16 protein-coding genes are annotated in these 16,800 nt (G+C 62.6%); 7 read left to right on the plus strand and 9 right to left on the minus strand.

Annotated features, from left to right (window positions below; translation table 11 throughout):
* Positions 1 to 162: 162 nt before the first annotated feature.
* Complete coding sequence (locus tag ASB58_RS00325) at positions 163 to 705, plus strand: cytochrome b (RefSeq protein ID WP_118128945.1); 543 nt, start codon at positions 163 to 165, stop codon at positions 703 to 705.
* A gap of 22 nt (positions 706 to 727) precedes the next feature.
* Here the strand turns inward: ASB58_RS00325 and ASB58_RS00330 are convergent, their stop codons facing one another.
* Positions 728 to 1,429, minus strand: coding sequence for a phosphatase PAP2 family protein (locus ASB58_RS00330; RefSeq protein WP_118128946.1), 702 nt, complete (start codon positions 1,427 to 1,429; stop codon positions 728 to 730).
* A gap of 46 nt (positions 1,430 to 1,475) precedes the next feature.
* Positions 1,476 to 2,309: a hypothetical protein gene (locus ASB58_RS00335; RefSeq protein ID WP_118128947.1), complete on the minus strand. Its 834-nt coding sequence runs from the start codon at positions 2,307 to 2,309 to the stop codon at positions 1,476 to 1,478.
* Positions 2,310 to 2,513: 204 nt separating this feature from the next.
* On the opposite strand from ASB58_RS00335, the gene ASB58_RS00340 reads away from it, so the two are divergent.
* On the plus strand, positions 2,514 to 3,041 hold the full coding sequence (locus ASB58_RS00340) for a DUF3087 family protein (RefSeq protein WP_118128948.1): 528 nt from the start codon (positions 2,514 to 2,516) through the stop codon (positions 3,039 to 3,041).
* A 47-nt stretch (positions 3,042 to 3,088) separates the two neighbouring features.
* Here the strand turns inward: ASB58_RS00340 and ASB58_RS00345 are convergent, their stop codons facing one another.
* The 4 genes from ASB58_RS00345 to ASB58_RS00360 form a co-directional block, all read right to left on the minus strand.
* Positions 3,089 to 3,400: an antibiotic biosynthesis monooxygenase family protein gene (locus ASB58_RS00345; protein ID WP_096003794.1), complete on the minus strand. Its 312-nt coding sequence runs from the start codon at positions 3,398 to 3,400 to the stop codon at positions 3,089 to 3,091.
* A gap of 15 nt (positions 3,401 to 3,415) precedes the next feature.
* Complete coding sequence (locus tag ASB58_RS00350; RefSeq protein ID WP_235827144.1) at positions 3,416 to 3,649, minus strand: DUF2845 domain-containing protein; 234 nt, start codon at positions 3,647 to 3,649, stop codon at positions 3,416 to 3,418.
* 295 nt (positions 3,650 to 3,944) lie between these two features.
* Positions 3,945 to 5,804 (minus strand): alpha/beta fold hydrolase, encoded by a 1,860-nt coding sequence (locus tag ASB58_RS00355; RefSeq protein ID WP_118128950.1) that lies wholly within the window; start codon positions 5,802 to 5,804, stop codon positions 3,945 to 3,947.
* 288 nt (positions 5,805 to 6,092) lie between these two features.
* Complete coding sequence (locus ASB58_RS00360) at positions 6,093 to 8,270, minus strand: malate synthase G (protein WP_118128951.1); 2,178 nt, start codon at positions 8,268 to 8,270, stop codon at positions 6,093 to 6,095.
* Positions 8,271 to 8,446: 176 nt separating this feature from the next.
* Between ASB58_RS00360 and ASB58_RS00365 the strand changes: the two genes are divergently transcribed.
* Positions 8,447 to 9,379: a phospholipase BipL gene (locus tag ASB58_RS00365; RefSeq protein WP_096003797.1), complete on the plus strand. Its 933-nt coding sequence runs from the start codon at positions 8,447 to 8,449 to the stop codon at positions 9,377 to 9,379.
* A 26-nt stretch (positions 9,380 to 9,405) separates the two neighbouring features.
* Here ASB58_RS00365 and ASB58_RS00370 read toward each other — a convergent pair whose 3' ends face one another.
* Complete coding sequence (locus ASB58_RS00370) at positions 9,406 to 10,746, minus strand: sensor histidine kinase (protein ID WP_118128952.1); 1,341 nt, start codon at positions 10,744 to 10,746, stop codon at positions 9,406 to 9,408.
* A 67-nt stretch (positions 10,747 to 10,813) separates the two neighbouring features.
* On the opposite strand from ASB58_RS00370, the gene ASB58_RS00375 reads away from it, so the two are divergent.
* Positions 10,814 to 12,805: a TonB-dependent receptor domain-containing protein gene (locus ASB58_RS00375; protein WP_118128953.1), complete on the plus strand. Its 1,992-nt coding sequence runs from the start codon at positions 10,814 to 10,816 to the stop codon at positions 12,803 to 12,805.
* A gap of 28 nt (positions 12,806 to 12,833) precedes the next feature.
* Here the strand turns inward: ASB58_RS00375 and ASB58_RS00380 are convergent, their stop codons facing one another.
* Positions 12,834 to 13,517: a response regulator gene (locus tag ASB58_RS00380; protein ID WP_118128954.1), complete on the minus strand. Its 684-nt coding sequence runs from the start codon at positions 13,515 to 13,517 to the stop codon at positions 12,834 to 12,836.
* A gap of 107 nt (positions 13,518 to 13,624) precedes the next feature.
* Here ASB58_RS00380 and ASB58_RS00385 point away from each other — a divergent pair, with 107 nt between their 5' ends.
* Genes ASB58_RS00385 through ASB58_RS00395 form a run of 3 tightly spaced genes read left to right on the plus strand, consistent with a single transcriptional unit; the run spans position 13,625 to position 15,845 of the window.
* The gene (locus ASB58_RS00385) at positions 13,625 to 13,936 is read left to right on the plus strand and encodes a hypothetical protein (protein ID WP_118128955.1); all 312 of its coding nucleotides are present in this window, start codon (positions 13,625 to 13,627) and stop codon (positions 13,934 to 13,936) included.
* A gap of 5 nt (positions 13,937 to 13,941) precedes the next feature.
* Positions 13,942 to 15,519, plus strand: coding sequence for a PepSY-associated TM helix domain-containing protein (locus ASB58_RS00390; protein ID WP_235827145.1), 1,578 nt, complete (start codon positions 13,942 to 13,944; stop codon positions 15,517 to 15,519).
* Positions 15,516 to 15,845 (plus strand): DUF3325 domain-containing protein, encoded by a 330-nt coding sequence (locus ASB58_RS00395; RefSeq protein WP_118128957.1) that lies wholly within the window; start codon positions 15,516 to 15,518, stop codon positions 15,843 to 15,845. Before ASB58_RS00390 ends, ASB58_RS00395 begins: the two co-directional genes overlap by 4 nt.
* 21 nt (positions 15,846 to 15,866) lie before the next feature.
* On the opposite strand, the gene ASB58_RS00400 is transcribed toward ASB58_RS00395, so the two are convergent.
* The gene (locus ASB58_RS00400) at positions 15,867 to 16,613 is read right to left on the minus strand and encodes a DUF2059 domain-containing protein (RefSeq protein WP_118128958.1); all 747 of its coding nucleotides are present in this window, start codon (positions 16,611 to 16,613) and stop codon (positions 15,867 to 15,869) included.
* Positions 16,614 to 16,800: the final 187 nt, after the last annotated feature.

The following is a 16,800-nucleotide window of genomic DNA, read 5'->3' on the forward strand; positions in this document are numbered from 1 at the left end:
GGTCGGTCTCTAACCTGATGATAAGGTGGGTTTGGGTTTTAGTCCTGATTCGCCGCCGGAAGGTTCAATGTCAGCGCTTCGGCAGGCCAAGCCTTAAGGCTGGGTTAAGGTGGTGAGCGTAACGTCGCGGCCACTTCTCCAAATTGCTTACAGGTACCTGCCATGCACGCGTCGCCACGCCGTTATCACGGCCTTTCCATTGCCCTCCACTGGCTCATGCTGCTGCTCATTGCAGCCGTCTACGCCTGCATCGAGCTCAAGGGAAGCTTCCCGCGTGGCAGTGAACCCAGAGAGCTGCTCAAACAGTGGCATTTTGCGCTGGGCATGCTGGTCTGGGCGCTGGTCTGGGCTCGGCTGTTGGCACGCATGCTGTTGCCAGCGCCACCCGCCACGGTCGCCGCTGGCTGGCAGAACAAGCTGGCAGCGGCGATGCACCTCGCATTGTATGGCCTGATGATTGGCCTGCCGCTGCTCGGCTGGCTGGTGCTCAGTGCGGCGGACAAGACGCAGGTTCTCAGCTTTACGCTACCGCCATTGCTGGCGCCGAACCAGGCGCTGGCCGGTCAGCTAAAGGAGATTCATGAGTGGCTTGGTGTAGCTGGCTACTGGCTGATTGGCCTGCACGCGGCTGCGGCGGTGCTGCACCACTATGTGCTGCGCGACGACACGCTCCGGCGCATGCTGCCGGGCCGGCAGCTGCGCTGACATTGACTTGCCCCTAGGGACCTCAGGGCTGCTGGCGGCAACCGGGTAGCCTGCTCACCAGTAGCGTCAGCGCAATGCCTAGGGTTGCGCCGGTGAACACGTCACTCGGCCAGTGCACTCCCAACGTCAGGCGCGACAGGCCAACCAGCGCGATCCAGCCTAGTGCCAGCCCCCACCAAGTGCGGCTCTGTGCCGGGTATACCCTGCACAGGACAGCGGCCAATGCGCTGGCGCACGCGGCCGTGCCCATGGTGTGGCCACTGGGAAAGCTGAAGCTGGCCAGCTCCAGGGTGTCCCACAGCGCGGGGCGTGGACGGGCAAAGACAGCCTTGAGCAGCACCACCAGCAACGCCCCGCCGAGGCCGCTGAGGCATAGCAGCAGGGCGTCAGCGCGCCTGCCCTGGCAGACTAGCCAGCCGCTCAGCAGGGCGATCAGCGGAGTAAGGAAGAACGCCGAGCCACTATGGGTAAACAAGCCAAAGCCGGACATCAGCAAGGGTGTCAGGCTGGCTCGCAGGCTCAGCAATAGCTGCTGGTCCAGTTCGGCGACCAGGCCGCTCAGCATCAGTGCCGTGCTGATCAGCGCCAATGTGAGCAAAAACAGCGGCAGGTGCAGCGCGGGCATAGGGCCTGCGGGCGCAGTGCCGTCAGCGGGCCGCCGCAGCGCCAACCAGAGGCCGTACCCGGTGGCGAGCAATAGTGGCAGCGTCCATGGGTTGGGCATCGATTATGCGCCGTAGCGGGCTGCCCAGAGGCGGGCAGCGGGTGGATCAGAAGGTGTAGGTGCCGGGTGTCGGGTCCAGCACGGGCGGCAGCGAAGGTGTGAGCGTTGGCTCGGGCGTCGGCCTGGGGGCGGGCGGCGCGACCGGTTCTGGTTCAACGACTGTCAGGTGCTCAGCCAGGGTGGCTTGCCAGAGACGCTCGAACTCGCCAACAAAGCTGTGAAAGCTCTGCGCTTCGGCGCGCTGACGTGCGGAGTCAATGGCTTCCCGGCTGTTCCATACGGTCGCGCGCTGGGATTCGCGCTCGGTGGCCTCGGCGGCTCCGTATACAAAACCGGTGCGGACATCGACCAGCAGGGCTGACGTTGTGGCGCTGACAAAGGCCTGCTTGTTCGGCAAAAAGCCCAGGGTAATAGCCGACAACGGACCCAGTGCCGTGCTCTCGACGTTGAAGCTGGTGTCCAGCGTATAGACCAGCAGCAGATCGGCCTTCAGGCGCGCCGCACCCAGGCGCAGGTCGCGCAGGGTGTTGAGTTCCTGCGGCAGGATCAGGCGGGTCATGGGCGCGACCGCGCTGAGCTGGTCCTGGCTGGCCAGCCGCTGCAGATCATCGGCACTTTCGATATCACGGGTGGTGACCACGCTGAACTGGCCGCTGCCATAGCTGTCTGCTGTCAGCGAGTGGTAGCCGGAGGACTGCACGCGCACGGTAGCCAGGCGCGCGGGAAACTGTACCGCAGGCTCCAGGGACATCAGTGCGCTGATGTCTCCGTCGCCCAGGGCGGCCATATTGACCCCCGCAGCGGGGGTGGTGTAAGTCGCACAGCCTTGCAGGATCGACAGACCCAGCGCAAGGAGGGAGACGAGTATACGTCGGTTCACGGCGTAACGTTCCTTGGGAAATAGAGTGGCGGACCGACTAGGATGTCAGTTGACAGCGGTCTGGCGGACCGCAAATGGTATCGCGTTGAAGGCGGTGCAACAATCTGCAGCAGAATCTTTCTTGGCTCGCCGAGCGGCATTGATGCGCGTGGGGCGCCAAGACACGTACACTAGTCTCTTCGCATGTCGTCAGGGTAACAGCCAGTGAGTGAACTTTTTCGTATCGAACATCGTGCTCCCGACACCTTCAGAAGCGAGACCCGGCGCAGCAGTGTGATTGTTGTGGTGGTCTTCGCGGTGCTCGGTATGGGGTTACCGGCCCTGCTGGTTGCGTTGTTTGGCGGCGCCGATGGCAGCAATTTTGGCTGGAATCTGACCGGCGTCCTGCTGGCGGTCGTATTGACTGTGACCTTGGTGCGCACGGTGTTTCTGAAGCAGCGCTGGATGGCGTCGGCGGCCTATGGTTGGCGGCTCAAGCGCGCGCTGATGCGGGTCACCAACCAGATGCATCAGGTCAAGGACGGGGTACAGGCCGGCGACGAGAACGCGCTGCGGGTGCTGCGTTTCTACCATCTGGGGCTGCAGGAAATGCATCACCTGGAGGGTAACAGCAGCGATATGCTGGAGCTGGTTGCCGAACGCGAGCAACTGCGTAAGACGTTGCTCGCCCGTGGTCTACCTGCAGATCAGCCAGCCCTGTATAGCGAGTGGCTTGAGGCGCTGAAGGCATAAGGGCCGCTGCGGCCGGGTTTGCCGGGCTGAGTTCGGGCCGGCAGCGGTCACTTGGGCGGCATGACTACCCATTCAGGCTCATCAAACTCACCGATCAGGCGGATATCGCAAAAGCGTGCGGCGCCGCGAATGATGTCGGCCACCTCGGCGTTTGGCTTGCCTTCCATCGCGTCGCGCTGGGCCTTGCTGTCCCAGTGGGCGATAGCAATCAGCTTGTCCGGCGATTGCAGGCTGCGGTGCAGCTCGGTGCCCCGCGCACCGGGGGCCTGCTGGATCAGCTCGCTGGCATGTACCCAGGCTTCGGCATAATCCTCGGCGCGGTAGCCGGGCTTGATGGTCACCTCGAATATATATTTCATCTCTTGCTCCCGGGCTCAGCGTCGCGTGCTCTCGATATCGACCAGACGCCCGTCAATAAAGCGCAGCTCGCGGACCATGCCGTTGCTCGGCCCATAGACCCAGTGCTCGACCGTGACGCTGCCTTCGGCCGGGTAACCATCGGGGTCGATATGGCGCGGGGTCAGTTGGCGCGAGTCAGGCTCGCCGCACTGTTCAAGCACTTCGGCCTGCAGGGCGCCGGTCGCTATGATGCCGCGATCACAGCGCATGGTTGCGGCCTGTACGGCCGAGGCAGCTAAGACGCTAATTAGTAACGCAGCAACCTGTCTGGCTGACATTGGCTTTCTCCAGTGCTGAGTATCAATGCTTGTATCATGCCCGTGTTATCCCGCGAGGTCGAATCAGCCAGTAGCGGTATCGGTTGTGCAATCAGTTGGCTCAGCGAAAGCCTGGTAAAGCAGTTTGCTTTAGTCGGAGAGTTGTCGGGCCGAGGCTCGCTGCCCAGGCGGTCGGCACGTGCTCGAACCTGGCAAGCTTTGTGGCTTGCCAGGCGGTGTGGTGAGCTTAGTCGCTGTGGTCGCGGAAGTGCACGGAAATCGATCTGATCTGATCCGACGGCCAGTTTGGAACGTTGATAGTGCGAACTGTACCGTCGCCTCGGCGGGAGTTTAGCGAGATGCTTATTACGCCGTTAGGCTCGCTGGCTGCCGGTAAGTACAGATCTAATCCTGACATGAAAGGGATGGCGTGGAGCACCGGGTCGGGCGTATCCAGTTTGCTTATGCCGTCTGCGTTGCGGTCATGCAGGAAAATATTGCTCAAGCGATTGAGCAGTGGCGCGGTCTGCGCGGTAACTACCAGGGTGCCATTGACTGTCAGTTGATCATTGCGGTCTCCTTGGTCACCCCATAGCTCCATGTCTCGGCTGATGCTGAGGTTGCTGTGCCGCGGGCTGCGGCTGAGCAGCGCACCCACGCCTTTGCCGGGTTCGGAGGTGTTCAGGCGAACCTGGAAGCTGTCCTGATCATAGGGCTCGCGGTAGAAGTAATGGTCAGCATTGGGCGTGCCGGGCCGATGGAGCAGGAATGAGTAGCTGGCTCCCTTGCTGAGCCGCACTGGCCCCCATTGGCCATCACTGTCGATTGCCTGGCTGTATCTTGGCTGACTGCTCAGCTCGCGCCCGCTAGACGGGTCTACCTCGGTAATCTCCAGAATTGTGCCAACTGCGCCGCTATTGGCCGGGAATAGATTGGCTCTGCCTGCAATCCAGACGTCTTCGCCTGCCGCTTCGCTAATGCTTGTTGTTGCCGGTGCTTGGCCATTGAAAAACGCATATACCCGAGCAAAGGAACTGGCTGCGGTTGCGACCTCAATATGGCCTATCGGGTCCTCGGGGTCTGGGTAAACATTGGTCGCGCCGGTCACTTCCTGTGTAACGTATTGGCCCCACATAACCAGATTGGGCACGCCGCCCGGTGGCTCGTCTCCGCCGCGACCATCAAAGTTGACATAGGCGGCGATCTTGGCTGCACGGGCCGGGTCTGCCAGGTAAATGCGGCTTACCTCGGTCCCCATGGAGTGCCCCATCAAGTTGACCTGATCAAAGCCGGTGCTGGCGCGTAGGCTGTCAATTGCTGCGTCGAGCTCCTGGGTGGTCCGGGTGAAGTCGGGTGGGTTTGTGTCGTATTCGTAGGTGGCTAGATGGCTGCGTGGGTAGCCGTTGGCGATAAAGCGCTGGGCTTGAGACTCGAATTGTGAGGCGGACCCGGCGCCACCGTGTACAAAAATGACCGGTCGCAGCGAGAAGTCAATGTCCGAGCCTTGACTCTGCTCCATGTAGTCGCGCAGGTGTAGCCAGGCTGCCAGTCGCGGGCGGGGCTGTCGCGGTGTTGCTCCGAACGTCTCGGCGGCGTTCAGGTAGTCGAGTAATGCCTGCATGGCAGCTTGGAATGCTGCGTCATCATCCAGCGCCAATTCAAATGAGGGGTTTTGCTGTTGGAAGTCGCTTAGTGCGTCGCTGACTGCAGGGCTGAGTTCGATGCCGTTGTTCAGGTTCTCGTCGGCATCCAGGGTCTGTAGCAACCTAGCCACATTGATCACCGCCGGGTGGCTGCTGTCCTCTGCTGCGTCGATGATGTCTTGGGGGCCGATAAGAGCTTGGCCAGGGGCACTGCCCAGCGGCATCCCCGCCAGCGAGAAATACACCCGTTCACCAGGCTTGTAACGAAATTCGCCATCGCTATTGGTTTTACCATTGCCGCTGGCGCTGCGGTACTCAAGGCCGCTGACTGGGCCGTCGATAAAGCGCCCAACTTCTTGATCGCTCCCACTTGAGCCAGAGCCGGACAGGCACCCGCTCAGGGCGAGCGGTATCAGAGCCCATGTGGCTACGCGAATGTGTTGTTGTTTGAACAGGGGGAACATTGCAGCGACCTCCGTTTTTATTGTCGTTATCGTTTTGCTGTGCTGCGCCTGTCAGCGCTTGCTGAGGCGGGAAGACCGGGATGAGATTATGAGGGCGTGACTTGCTAGTCAATATAAAATGATTATTCATTCCGCTTCTGGTTTCGCTGCTCTGCGGATGTGTAAATGGAGGCGATATCTGCGTTGGCGGGCATAGAAAGCACAACGCCCCACACGGCTGGAGCCGTGTGGGGCGTTGTAATGGCGCTCTATACCAGTTGGTAACAGATGCGCGTCTTGAGGTACGGCTTACAGGCCGAACTTGGCCTTGAACTCGCGGCGGCGGCGGTGCAGGACCGGCTCGGTGTAGCCGTTCGGCTGCTTGGTACCCTCAACGCACAGCTCAACGGCGGCCTGGAAGGCAACGCTGTCGTCAAAGTTCGGCGCCATCGGCTTGTAGGCCGGGTCGCTTTCGTTCTGACGGTCAACCACTGCAGCCATGCGCTTCATGGTTTCCATCACCTGCTCTTCGCTGCAGATGCCGTGGCGCAGCCAGTTGGCGATGTGCTGGCTGGAAATACGCAGGGTGGCGCGGTCTTCCATCAGACCTACATCGTTGATGTCCGGAACCTTGGAGCAGCCAACGCCCTGGTCGATCCAGCGTACAACGTAGCCGAGGATGCCCTGGGCGTTGTTGTCCAGTTCCTGCTGGATGTCGGCAGCGGACCAGTCGGTGCTAGGCGCCAGCGGGATGGTCAGGATGTCGTCAACGGAGGCCGGGGTGCGCTTGGCCAGCTCGTCCTGACGCTCGGCCACGTTGACCTTGTGGTAGTGCAGGGCGTGCAGGGTAGCGGCGGTCGGGGACGGAACCCAGGCAGTGTTGGCACCGGCCATCGGATGACCGATTTTCTGCTCCAGCATGGCAGCCATCAGGTCGGGCATGGCCCACATGCCTTTACCGATTTGCGCGCGGCCTTTCAGGCCGGTGGCCAGACCGATGTCGACGTTGTTGTTCTCGTAGGCACCGATCCAGACTGCGCCCTTGATCTCACCCTTGCGGATGAAAGCACCGGCTTCCATAGAGGTGTGGATCTCGTCGCCGGTACGGTCGAGGAAGCCGGTGTTGATAAACACAACGCGCTCGCTGGCGGCCTTGATGCAGGCTTTCAGGTTGATGGTGGTGCGACGCTCTTCGTCCATGATGCCGACTTTCAGCGTGTTGCGGGTCAGGCCCAGCATGTCTTCAACGCGGCCGAACAGCTCGTTGGTGAAGGCCACTTCTTCCGGACCGTGCATTTTCGGCTTAACGATGTAGACCGAACCGGTGCGGGTGTTCTTGCGGCTGGTGTTGCCGTTCAGGTTGTGGATCGCGATCAGGCTGGTAACCGCTGCGTCCATGATGCCTTCCGGCACTTCGTTGCCGTCCTGATCGAGGATCGCATCGTTGGTCATCAGGTGGCCAACGTTACGCACGAACAGCAGCGAGCGGCCGTGCAGGGTCAGGGTGGAACCGTCGGCCTTGGTGTACTCGCGGTCCGGGTTCATGGTGCGGGTGAAGCTGCTGCCGCCCTTGCTGACGGATTCGGCCAGGTCACCTTTCATCAGGCCCAGCCAGTTGGTGTAGACCACGGTCTTGTCGGCGGCATCAACGGCGGCAACGGAGTCTTCGCAGTCCATGATGGTGGTCAGCGCGGACTCCATCAGCACGTCTTTGACGCCGGCAGCGTCGGTCTGGCCGATGTTGCTGGTCGCATCGATCTGGATTTCGAAGTGCAGGCCGTTGTGTTTGAGCAGCACGGCAGTCGGGGCTGCGGCGTCGCCCTGGAAGGCGATGAACTGGGCGGCGTCTTTCAGGCCGGTGGTGCTGCCGTCTTTCAGGGCAACGCTCAGCTGGCCGTCCTTGACGGTGTAGCTGGTGGAGTCAACGTGGGAACCATTGGCCAGCGGAGCTGCCTCATCAAGGAAGGCACGGGCAAAGGCGATGACCTTGTTGCCACGGATTTCGTTGTAGCCCGGGCCCTTGGTGGCGCCGTTTTCTTCGGAGATGGCGTCGGTACCGTACAGTGCGTCGTACAGCGAACCCCAACGGGCGTTGGCGGCGTTCAGGGCAAAACGGGCATTCATGACCGGCACAACCAGCTGCGGGCCGGCCATGGTGGCGATTTCTTCGTCAACGTTCTGGGTGGTAGCCTGGAAGTCAGCCGGCTCGGGCAGCAGGTAGCCGATTTCCTGCAGGAAGGCTTTGTACTCGGCGGCGTTGTGGGCTTGACCGGCGCGGGCCTGGTGCCAGGCATCGATCTGCGCCTGGAAGTCGTCGCGCTTGGCCAGCAGTGCCTTGTTCTTGGGAGCCAGGTCTTTGATCAGGGCTTCTACACCGGCCCAGAAGGCGGCTGCCTCGACACCGGTGCCGGGGATGGCACGCTCGTTGATGAAGTCGTGGAGAACCTTGGCTACTTGCAAACTGCCAACTTGGACGCGATCTGTCATGTTACACCCTCACTGTGCTGACAACCTGCGCGCTACGCGCATCAGGACGTGGAAATTGGAGACGCGGTATGTTACACGATGATCTGTTGCAAAGCATGCCTGACGGGCGCAATTGTGCCGGGGCCACCGCAGATCAGGGAGTGACTCGCGGGTCATACCACCAGACGAGACACTCGATGGATCAGGCTTTTTTTTCTTCCCTTGCCGACTCCCTGCCGCAGCTTGAGCCTGGCCGCGCTGCCGATGAAGCTGCGCGCCGTTATGCGGGTTATTACGGTATCGACTTTCACGACCGCGCGGCCCAGCACCTGGGGCGCATCGAGGTGGACGGTTTCAGCGTTGCCACGCAGATATGGAAGCCGCCGGTGGCCCGCGGCACGCTGCTGATTCTGCACGGCTATTACGATCATATGGGGCTGTATCGGCATCTGATCCAGTGGGCGCTGGAGCAGCACTACGCGGTGCTGGCCTTCGATCTGCCCGGGCACGGCCTGTCGAGTGGCGAGCGCGCCAGTATCGACTGCTTTCTGCGCTACCAGAAAGTACTCGACGGGGTGCTGGAGCAGGCGCTGCTGTGGCAGCTGCCGGCGCCCTGGCACATGCTGGGACAGAGCACCGGTGGTGCGATTTTGATCGACCGTCTGTTGCACGGTGAGCTGCCCGCACAGCTGGGGCGCACGGTGCTGATGGCGCCGCTGGTGCGCCCGCGCCAGTGGCTGTTCTCGCAAATGGGGTTGAAGCTGCTTGGCGGGTTCGTGCAGCAGCTGGGACGACGTTTTACCGATAACTCCACCGATGAGGCCTTTCTCGAATTCATTCGCTCGCGCGATCCGCTGCAGCCCCAGGTGCTGCCGGTGGCCTGGGTGCAGGCGCTGGAGCGCTGGATTCCGCGCATCGAATCGGCCGCCGCGGTAGAGCATCAGCCGCTGATCATTCAGGGGCAGGAAGACGGCACCGTGGACTGGCAGCACAATATTCAGGTGCTGGAGAGCAAGTTCGCCGGCCTGGACACCTTCTATCTGCCGACCGCGCGTCATCATCTGGCCAACGAGCACCAGAGCCTGCGGCAGCAGTATCTGGACTGGCTGGCACCGCGTCTGCTGTCCTGAGCAGATGCGTTTAGCGACGGGTGACGCTAGTCGGCGGCCGGCAGGCTGAGACGCAGGGTGCTCGGCAACGCGGCGTCGAAGCTGACGCTGCCGCCGGCGTTTTCGATCACCCGTCGAACAATCGGCAGGCCCAGCCCTGTCCCGCTGCTGCCCTGTCTACCCTTGCGAAAGCGCTCGAACATCGCCTCCTGGTGGGCCTGCGGCACGCCCTGGCCCTCATCGCCGACGCTGACCTCAACCCATTGCCCGTTACGCCTGGCCTGTAGCCATACCTTGCCCTGGCCGTGCAGCAGTGCGTTCTCCAGCAGGTTGACCAGCGCCTGACGTAACTCCTCGGCCTGTCCATTGCACTGCAGGCCATCCTCTACCGCCACCTCCAACGCACGTTGTTGCTCCTCGAACAGCGGCAGCAGTGATGCCGCTACCTCGCGCACCAGGCGCGACAGTGCGGTGCGCTCGCCCGATGTGGTCATGCGCTGCCCCTCATCCTGCCGTGCCAGTGTCAGCATCTGCTCGACCAGGCGGGTGAGTTGGCGCATTTCCCGTTCCAGCGCTGGCCAGTCCGGGTGGCCGCTGCGGCGCGCGTCCTGCAGGCGCAGGTCCAGCACTGTCAGCGGTGTGCGCAGTTCGTGAGTGGCATCGGCAATAAAGCGCTGGGAGGCGTCGTACGCGCTGGCCAGGCGGTCTAGTGCCCGGTTCGCGGCATCGGCCAGGGGTTGTACTTCTTTTGGCAGGTCGGCCAGCGGGATGCGCTGGTCCGGTGCTTGCGGGCCGATCTCCGCTGCCAGCGCGGTGGCCCGGCGCACGGGGCGCAGAGTCCAGTGCAGCAGGGCCAGAATCAGCCCGGCAGCCAGCAAACCGAGGGGGATGACAAAAAGCACACTGTGACGCAGGCGATCCAGCAGCAGATGGTTGAGCATGGCGCGCTCCGCCGCGTCGTTGCGCGAAACCATCAAGACCGAGCCGTCGGGCAGGGCAACGGGCACATTGATTACCTGCCCGCCAAAGGGGCTCCAGTGCCACCAGCTGTCGTGATCCTCGGGGGCGGGCAGACGCAGACGCCGCGGTCGCGGCATGTAGTCGGCGAAGCTCTGCAGGCTGCCGTCGGGGGCGTAGAGGGTGTACTCCATTTCGCTGCCAGCGTGGTAGCGCGGCAATGCGCTGATCGGTTGGTCGGCACTGTAACCCTCGCTGACCGTGCGCGCCTGCAGCAGCAGAATGCTGCGCCGCAGATCGTCCCGGGTGCCGTAGGTATGCACCGCTGACAGGCTGGAACCCAGTACAAAGACCAGCAGCAGGGCGACGAGGATGCGCAGACGCAGGCTGCGCCGAGATCTTGTCAGCTTGCTGTCAGCTAGCGCTGGCATAGTGGCGCCCGCCAATAATATTGAGAATATTTATCATTTGTATTTTTCATCAGGGGAGTCAGCACGCATGCCAGCACAAAGCACACATCTGCACAAGCGGTTTAGCCCAGCGCTCTTGGCGCTGGCCGTGGCCGCAGCGCCGGCCTTTGCCGAGGAAGATGACAACAGCAACGTGGTCGAGCTCAAGGAGGTCGTGGTCACGGCGGCTGGTTATGAGCAGCAGCTGATCGATGCGCCGGCGTCTATCACGGTCATTACCCAGGAAGACCTGGAAGGCAAATACTACCGCGATGTGACTGACGCTCTGCAGGATATTCCCGGTTTGTCCATCGAAGGGGGCGCTGGCGGCAAGCTGGAAAGCACCAGCATCAATATTCGTGGCCTGGGTGAGAGTTACACGCTGTTCCTGATCAACGGCAAACCGCTGGGCGCCTCCACTGAGGCCTACTACAACGGCTTTGGCAGCGCGACTCAGGTTGGCTGGCTGCCGCCGCTTAACGCGATCGAGCGGATCGAGGTGATTCGCGGCCCGATGTCCTCGCTGTACGGTTCCAGTGCGCTGGCCGGGGTGATCAACATCATCACCAAGGAAGTGGCAGACGCGTGGAACGGGCGCATCAGCTATGACCACCTGCTGCAGGAAAATGACGACGCCGGCACGGCGCGTCAGGCCAACTTCTACCTCAGCGGTCCGCTGGTCGAAGATCGCCTGGGTTTGACCCTGTATGGCTCCAGCTATGAGCGCGACGAGGATGAAATCCAGGGTGGCTACACCGCCAAGGAGCGCATCGATGGCACTGCTCAGCTGAACCTGAAAGTCAATGACGCTAACAGCCTTGAGCTGGAGGGTGGCCGTGCCGAGCACGACAACGAGCGCACCGCCAAGTCCGGCTCCCCGGGAGAGATGAACAACATTCGCACCCATTACGGCCTGACTCACACCTTGCGCTGGGGCGAGCGATTCGAGACGCGCAGCTTCCTGATCGATGAGGAAGTGGAGATCGAGAATGGCAGTGTCGAGTCCGCCTACACCAGCACCCTGGCCAACACCAAGACAGTGCTTCCGCTGGCAAATCAGACCATGACCCTGGGCGCCGAGTACAAGTGGGAAACCACCGATCACGACGCCAGCCGCTTCTACGGTGGCGCCAACAGCCTGTCGCTGGAGCGCTGGCAGCGCGCGCTGTTTATCGAAGATGAATACTATGTCACCGATGATCTGTCGCTAACCGGCGGCCTGCGCTACGACGAAAACGAGCACTATGGTGAAGAGCTGATTCCTCGTCTGTATGCGGTCTACCGCATGACTGACCACTGGGTGCTCAAGGGCGGGGTGAGCGGTGGCTACAAGGCGCCAACGCTGAAACAGGCAGATCCGAACATTGTTGAGAACGCCGCTCGCAGCCGCGCCTTTGACATGGGCAACGCCGACCTCAAACCGGAAAGCAGCATCAACTACGAAGCCGGTCTGATGTGGGACGCGGCTAACGGCATCAACGCTGGTGCGACCGTCTACTACACCGAGTTTGAAGATCAGATCGGCCGCAAGGTGATCTGTGATACCCGCGACGGCTCGGACCCGGTCTGCGAAGTTAACGGGGTGCAGCGCCAGTACATCAACCAGTACACCAACCACGACTCCGCCGAGCTGCACGGGGTGGAGCTGTTCTTCAATGTGCCGCTGGGGCCGGTTGATCTGAAGACCAACTACACCTACTCCGACAGCGAAATCACCGAGTCCAAGGATTCGCCGGAGAGCGTTGGTCAGCCGTTCAACAACCTGCCCAAGCATATGGTCAACGTGGGGGTGGACTGGGCCGCAACCGAGGCGCTGGGCGTTTGGGCCAAAGCCCGATACAAGAGCCGTACGGTGGAGGACTCCAGCAGTCAGCTGCCGTCTTACACCCTGGTTGACGTCGGAGCGCTGTATCGCGTGAGCGACAACTTTGATGTCTATGGCGGGCTCTACAACCTGTTCGACAAGGAAGTGACCGCCGAGGATTACGGCAAGACCCTGGATGGTCGCCGCCTGAACCTGGGTGTTGCTTTCAACTTCTAGGTCGCGGCGCGCCGAGTGGCGTCGGGTCTCAGAGTGCCTGACGCTGTGTGAGCCGGTAGCCCAGCCCGCGCAGGGTTTCAATACTGGCGTCGGCACCTGCCTTCGCCAGTTTGCGGCGCAGTCGTGATACCGCCGCCTCAATGGCATTGGGCGTGACGGCTTGGTCCAGTGCGTACAGGCGCTCCTCCAGATGATCCTTGACCACGACCCGTGGCGCGCAGCGCAGTAGCTCTTCGAGTAACGCCAGTTCGCGCTTGGGTAGCACCAGCGGGCGGGCATCGACCTGCACATCGCGGTGCTGCTCGCAGAAGCTCAGGTTGCCTATGTGCAGGCGGCTGTCGGGGCGCGGCCCCGCGCGACGCAATATGGCGCGCAGGCGGGCTTCGAGCTCGGCCATCTCAAAGGGTTTGAGCAGGTAGTCGTCGGCTCCGGCGTCCAGGCCGGCGATGCGGCTGTCCAGTGCGTCGCGGGCGGTGAGAATCATGCAGGGCAGGTGAAGGTTGCGGCTGCGGCTGCGCTGGCTCAACAGCTGCAGGCCATCCATGTCCGGCAGCCCCAGATCCAGCAGCATGGCGTCGTACTGGCTGAGTTCCAGCATCGCCAGTGCGGCCTTGCCGTCCTCGGCGCTGTCGACGACAAAACCGCTGCGGCGCAAATGGCGACCGAGCAGATCGCGCAGGGAGGGATGGTCTTCGACGATGAGTAGCTTCATAGCCTGGATTTCCTGTCGGCGTGTCAGTCTGTGGTCAGCCGGGTTTACGATAGTGATAGGCATTCTTATTCAGCGCCTGTGCTGGGCGCAAGTCATGGAACCTCCCGATGAGTGATCTTTCTTCGCCGACGCCCTGGCTGTCGGTCGTGGCGCGGCGGCGTATGGATGTCGCGGCACGCTGTCTGTTGGCGGTGCTGGGCGGCTATGTGCTGACCGCGCTTTGCACCGCCAGTCTGGCACGGCTGCTGCCTGGCGAGCCGGCACAGGCGGTGCTGGCGGCAACCCAGCTGTCCTTTCTGATCTACTGCGTACTGGTGATCTGGGCGTTTTCTGCCGGGAGTGCGCTGCGCGCCTGGTTGGTCGCGTTGCTCTGCTGCCTGACGCCGCTGGCGCATCTGCTGTCGGTGGAGGTGTTGTGAACGGCATGGGTTTTCGTCAAAGTAATGCCTGGCTGCACACCTGGGTCGGGTTGCTGCTGGGCTGGTTGCTGTACGCGGTCTTTCTGACCGGCACCCTGAGTTTTTTCCAGGATGAGATCAGTTACTGGATGAAACCCGAGCTGCACGCGGCCACACCGGGCCCGCAGAGCGCCCAGTTGGCGCTGGAGCAGTTGCAACGCCGTGCGCCTGATGCGCAGCTCTGGCAGATCGATTTGCCGGATGAACGCGATCCGGAGCTGCAGGTTCAGTGGTTTGCTCCGGGTGAGCATATCGGCAAAAGGGGAGGCGAGCGGCTGACGTTGGACGCGGCAAGCGGTGAGCCTCTGCAGGTGCGTGAAACGCGGGGCGGGGGCTTTCTTTATCGTTTTCACTTCGAGCTGTATGCCATGCCGCGCCAGACCGCGCGCTGGATCGTCGGCATCGCGACCTTTGTGATGCTGGTGGCCATTGTCAGTGGGGTGGTGACGCACAAGAAGCTCTTCAAGGATTTCTTCACCTTCCGCCCGGCCAAGGGGCAGCGCTCCTGGCTGGATGCCCACAATGCCACCGCCGTGCTGGCGCTGCCTTTTCATTTCATGATCACCTACAGCGGCTTGTTGCTGTTCATGTTCATGCTGATGCCCTGGGGTGTGCAGAGCCAGTATCAGGGCAACATGCAGGCGTTCTTCGGCGAGCTGCGCAGTCGCGGTGAGCCTATGGCCCAGGTGGTTGCCGAGCCCGCTGCGCTGACCCCGTTGGCGTCGCTGCTGGAGCAGGCTGACGCACGCTGGGAGCGCGGGGTGGCAAGCATCCGCATTACCCGGCCCAACACCTCGGCGGCGCAGATCGAGCTGCGCGCGCAGGGCGGTGACAGCCTGCTGCACCGGGGCGGTGCCGAGCGACTGCTGTTCGATGGCGTCAGCGGCGCTGCACTGGAGCAGCCGGCAGACAGCGCGCCGGCGGTGGCCAGTGCGGTTTATAATGTGTTCTCCAGCCTGCACCTGATCCGCTTTGCCGGCCCGCCGCTGCGCTGGCTGTTCTTTGTCAGTGGCCTGCTGGGCACGGCGATGATCGCTACCGGCCTGGTGCTGTGGGTGGTCAAGCGGTTGCCGCAGCGTATCAAGGCCGGGCATACACCACTGGGGCATCGCCTGGTTGAGGTGCTGAACGTTGGCACCATCGCCGGTTTGCCCTGCGCCATCGCGGCCTATTTTCTGGCTAACCGGCTGCTGCCGGCACAGTTGTCGGGCCGGTTGGACTGGGAGATCAATGCGTTCTTTCTGGTCTGGGCGCTGTGCCTGCTGCATCCGCTGCTGCGTACGTCGCGGCAGGCCTGGTTGGAGCAGCTGGCAGTTGGGGCCCTGCTGTTCGCTAGTCTGCCGCTGCTCGGTCTGCTGACGGCTCACAGTGGGCTGCTCAGTAGCTTTGGGCGCGGTGACTGGCTGTTGGCCGGCATGGACCTGACCCTGCTGGCAACCGCGACGGGGTTGGCGTTTGCTACCTGGAAACTGGCCCGACACCAGCCGCTCGTGCGCGTTGCCCGCCCGCGCCCTGCGCCACGTCAGAAGGAGGTCGCGCTGTGATTCTGTTGACGCTGTTGCTGTGTCTGCTGGGCATGGCCTGTCTCTGCCTGGCCATGCCCAGGCATTTTGAGGCGGCCTGTGGGGGCAAGCCGGCCGCCGCTCAGGGGCGAGCACTGCGGCTGCTCGGCTGGGGGCTGTTGCTGCTGGCGCTCTGGCCTGCTGTGCGTGCGGCGGGCCCGTCGGTGGGGCTTGCGCTCTGGGCTGCCGCGCTAACGCCGGCGGCGGTGCTCAGCTTGCTGCTGCTCAGTTACCGACCGCGCTGGCTGGCGCCGTTACTGCTGCCGTTGCTGGTTTGGGCGCCCGGAGCGGAGCGCGGGCGCAAGTAGGCCTATGGGCCGGGTGAGCTATCAGGGATTCAGCGCGTCGCGCGCCGCTGCGCTGCTGGCCCGGAAGAACGCCTGGCCGCTGTCGGTTTCGCTCCAGTCTGCGTAGGCATTGAGCTGCGCATCTGTCAGGTCGCGATAAACGTAGGCCAGCGTCTGCGGCAGATTGGGTTCCATCTGCGCGCGGATGCTGCCGCGGCGCTGGTTGGCCAGGCCGTCCGGGATGGTCAGCAGGCCGCCAAGCATGTCGTTGGCACTTTGCGTGGCCAGGCTGGCCAGCGCGAGGGAAACCTCCTCGCCCATATCCAGCGCCGGCAGCTGCTGGCCAAGGCGTTGCAGTGTGGCTTCGCGCTCGGCGCTGAGGGTCAGCGGTGGCAGGCCGTTCTGCATCCGGCTGACTTCTGCTGGAGAGGTGGCGCGGGTCTCGGCAGCAACCACTGCCTGGCCCAGCTCTGAGCGATAGAACTCGCGGGCGTCGGTCAGCTGCTCATCGGACAGGTTGACCGCCAGGCTTGCCATGGCACGGGCGTGCATGCGCTCGGGCTCAAAGCGTTCGTTGCTTTTGCGCAGCAGGTTCTCGGCGACGGCAGCCGGCAGTTGTGCAGCATAGCGGCTGCGCGCTTTTTCCAGCGCCTGCTGAAAGTGCGCCTGATGGGTTTCCATGCCAGAGGCACGGTACAGCTGGGAGGTGTCGGCCTGAGCGCTCATGCCGAAGCTGAGCAGGCTGACAAACAGGGCACCGCAAGTGGCGCGCAGTAAAAGTCGGGTCATGGTGGTCTCTGTTGAAGTGCGGGAGCTACATAACAGCCGCGTGAAATATCTTGCCTGCAACCGGCATTGGCATAACAATGCGATGTTGCCTTCGTTGCTGCTCACTCGGGCGGATGTTCATCCGTGCGCGTGATTAGGCCCTCCGTATCAGTGACGAACAGGCGTCCTTCCCTTTGAGTAGTGTCAC

This window comes from Pseudomonas abyssi (genome assembly GCF_003444685.1).
GTDB classification, from domain to species: Bacteria; Pseudomonadota; Gammaproteobacteria; order Pseudomonadales; family Pseudomonadaceae; genus Halopseudomonas; species Halopseudomonas abyssi.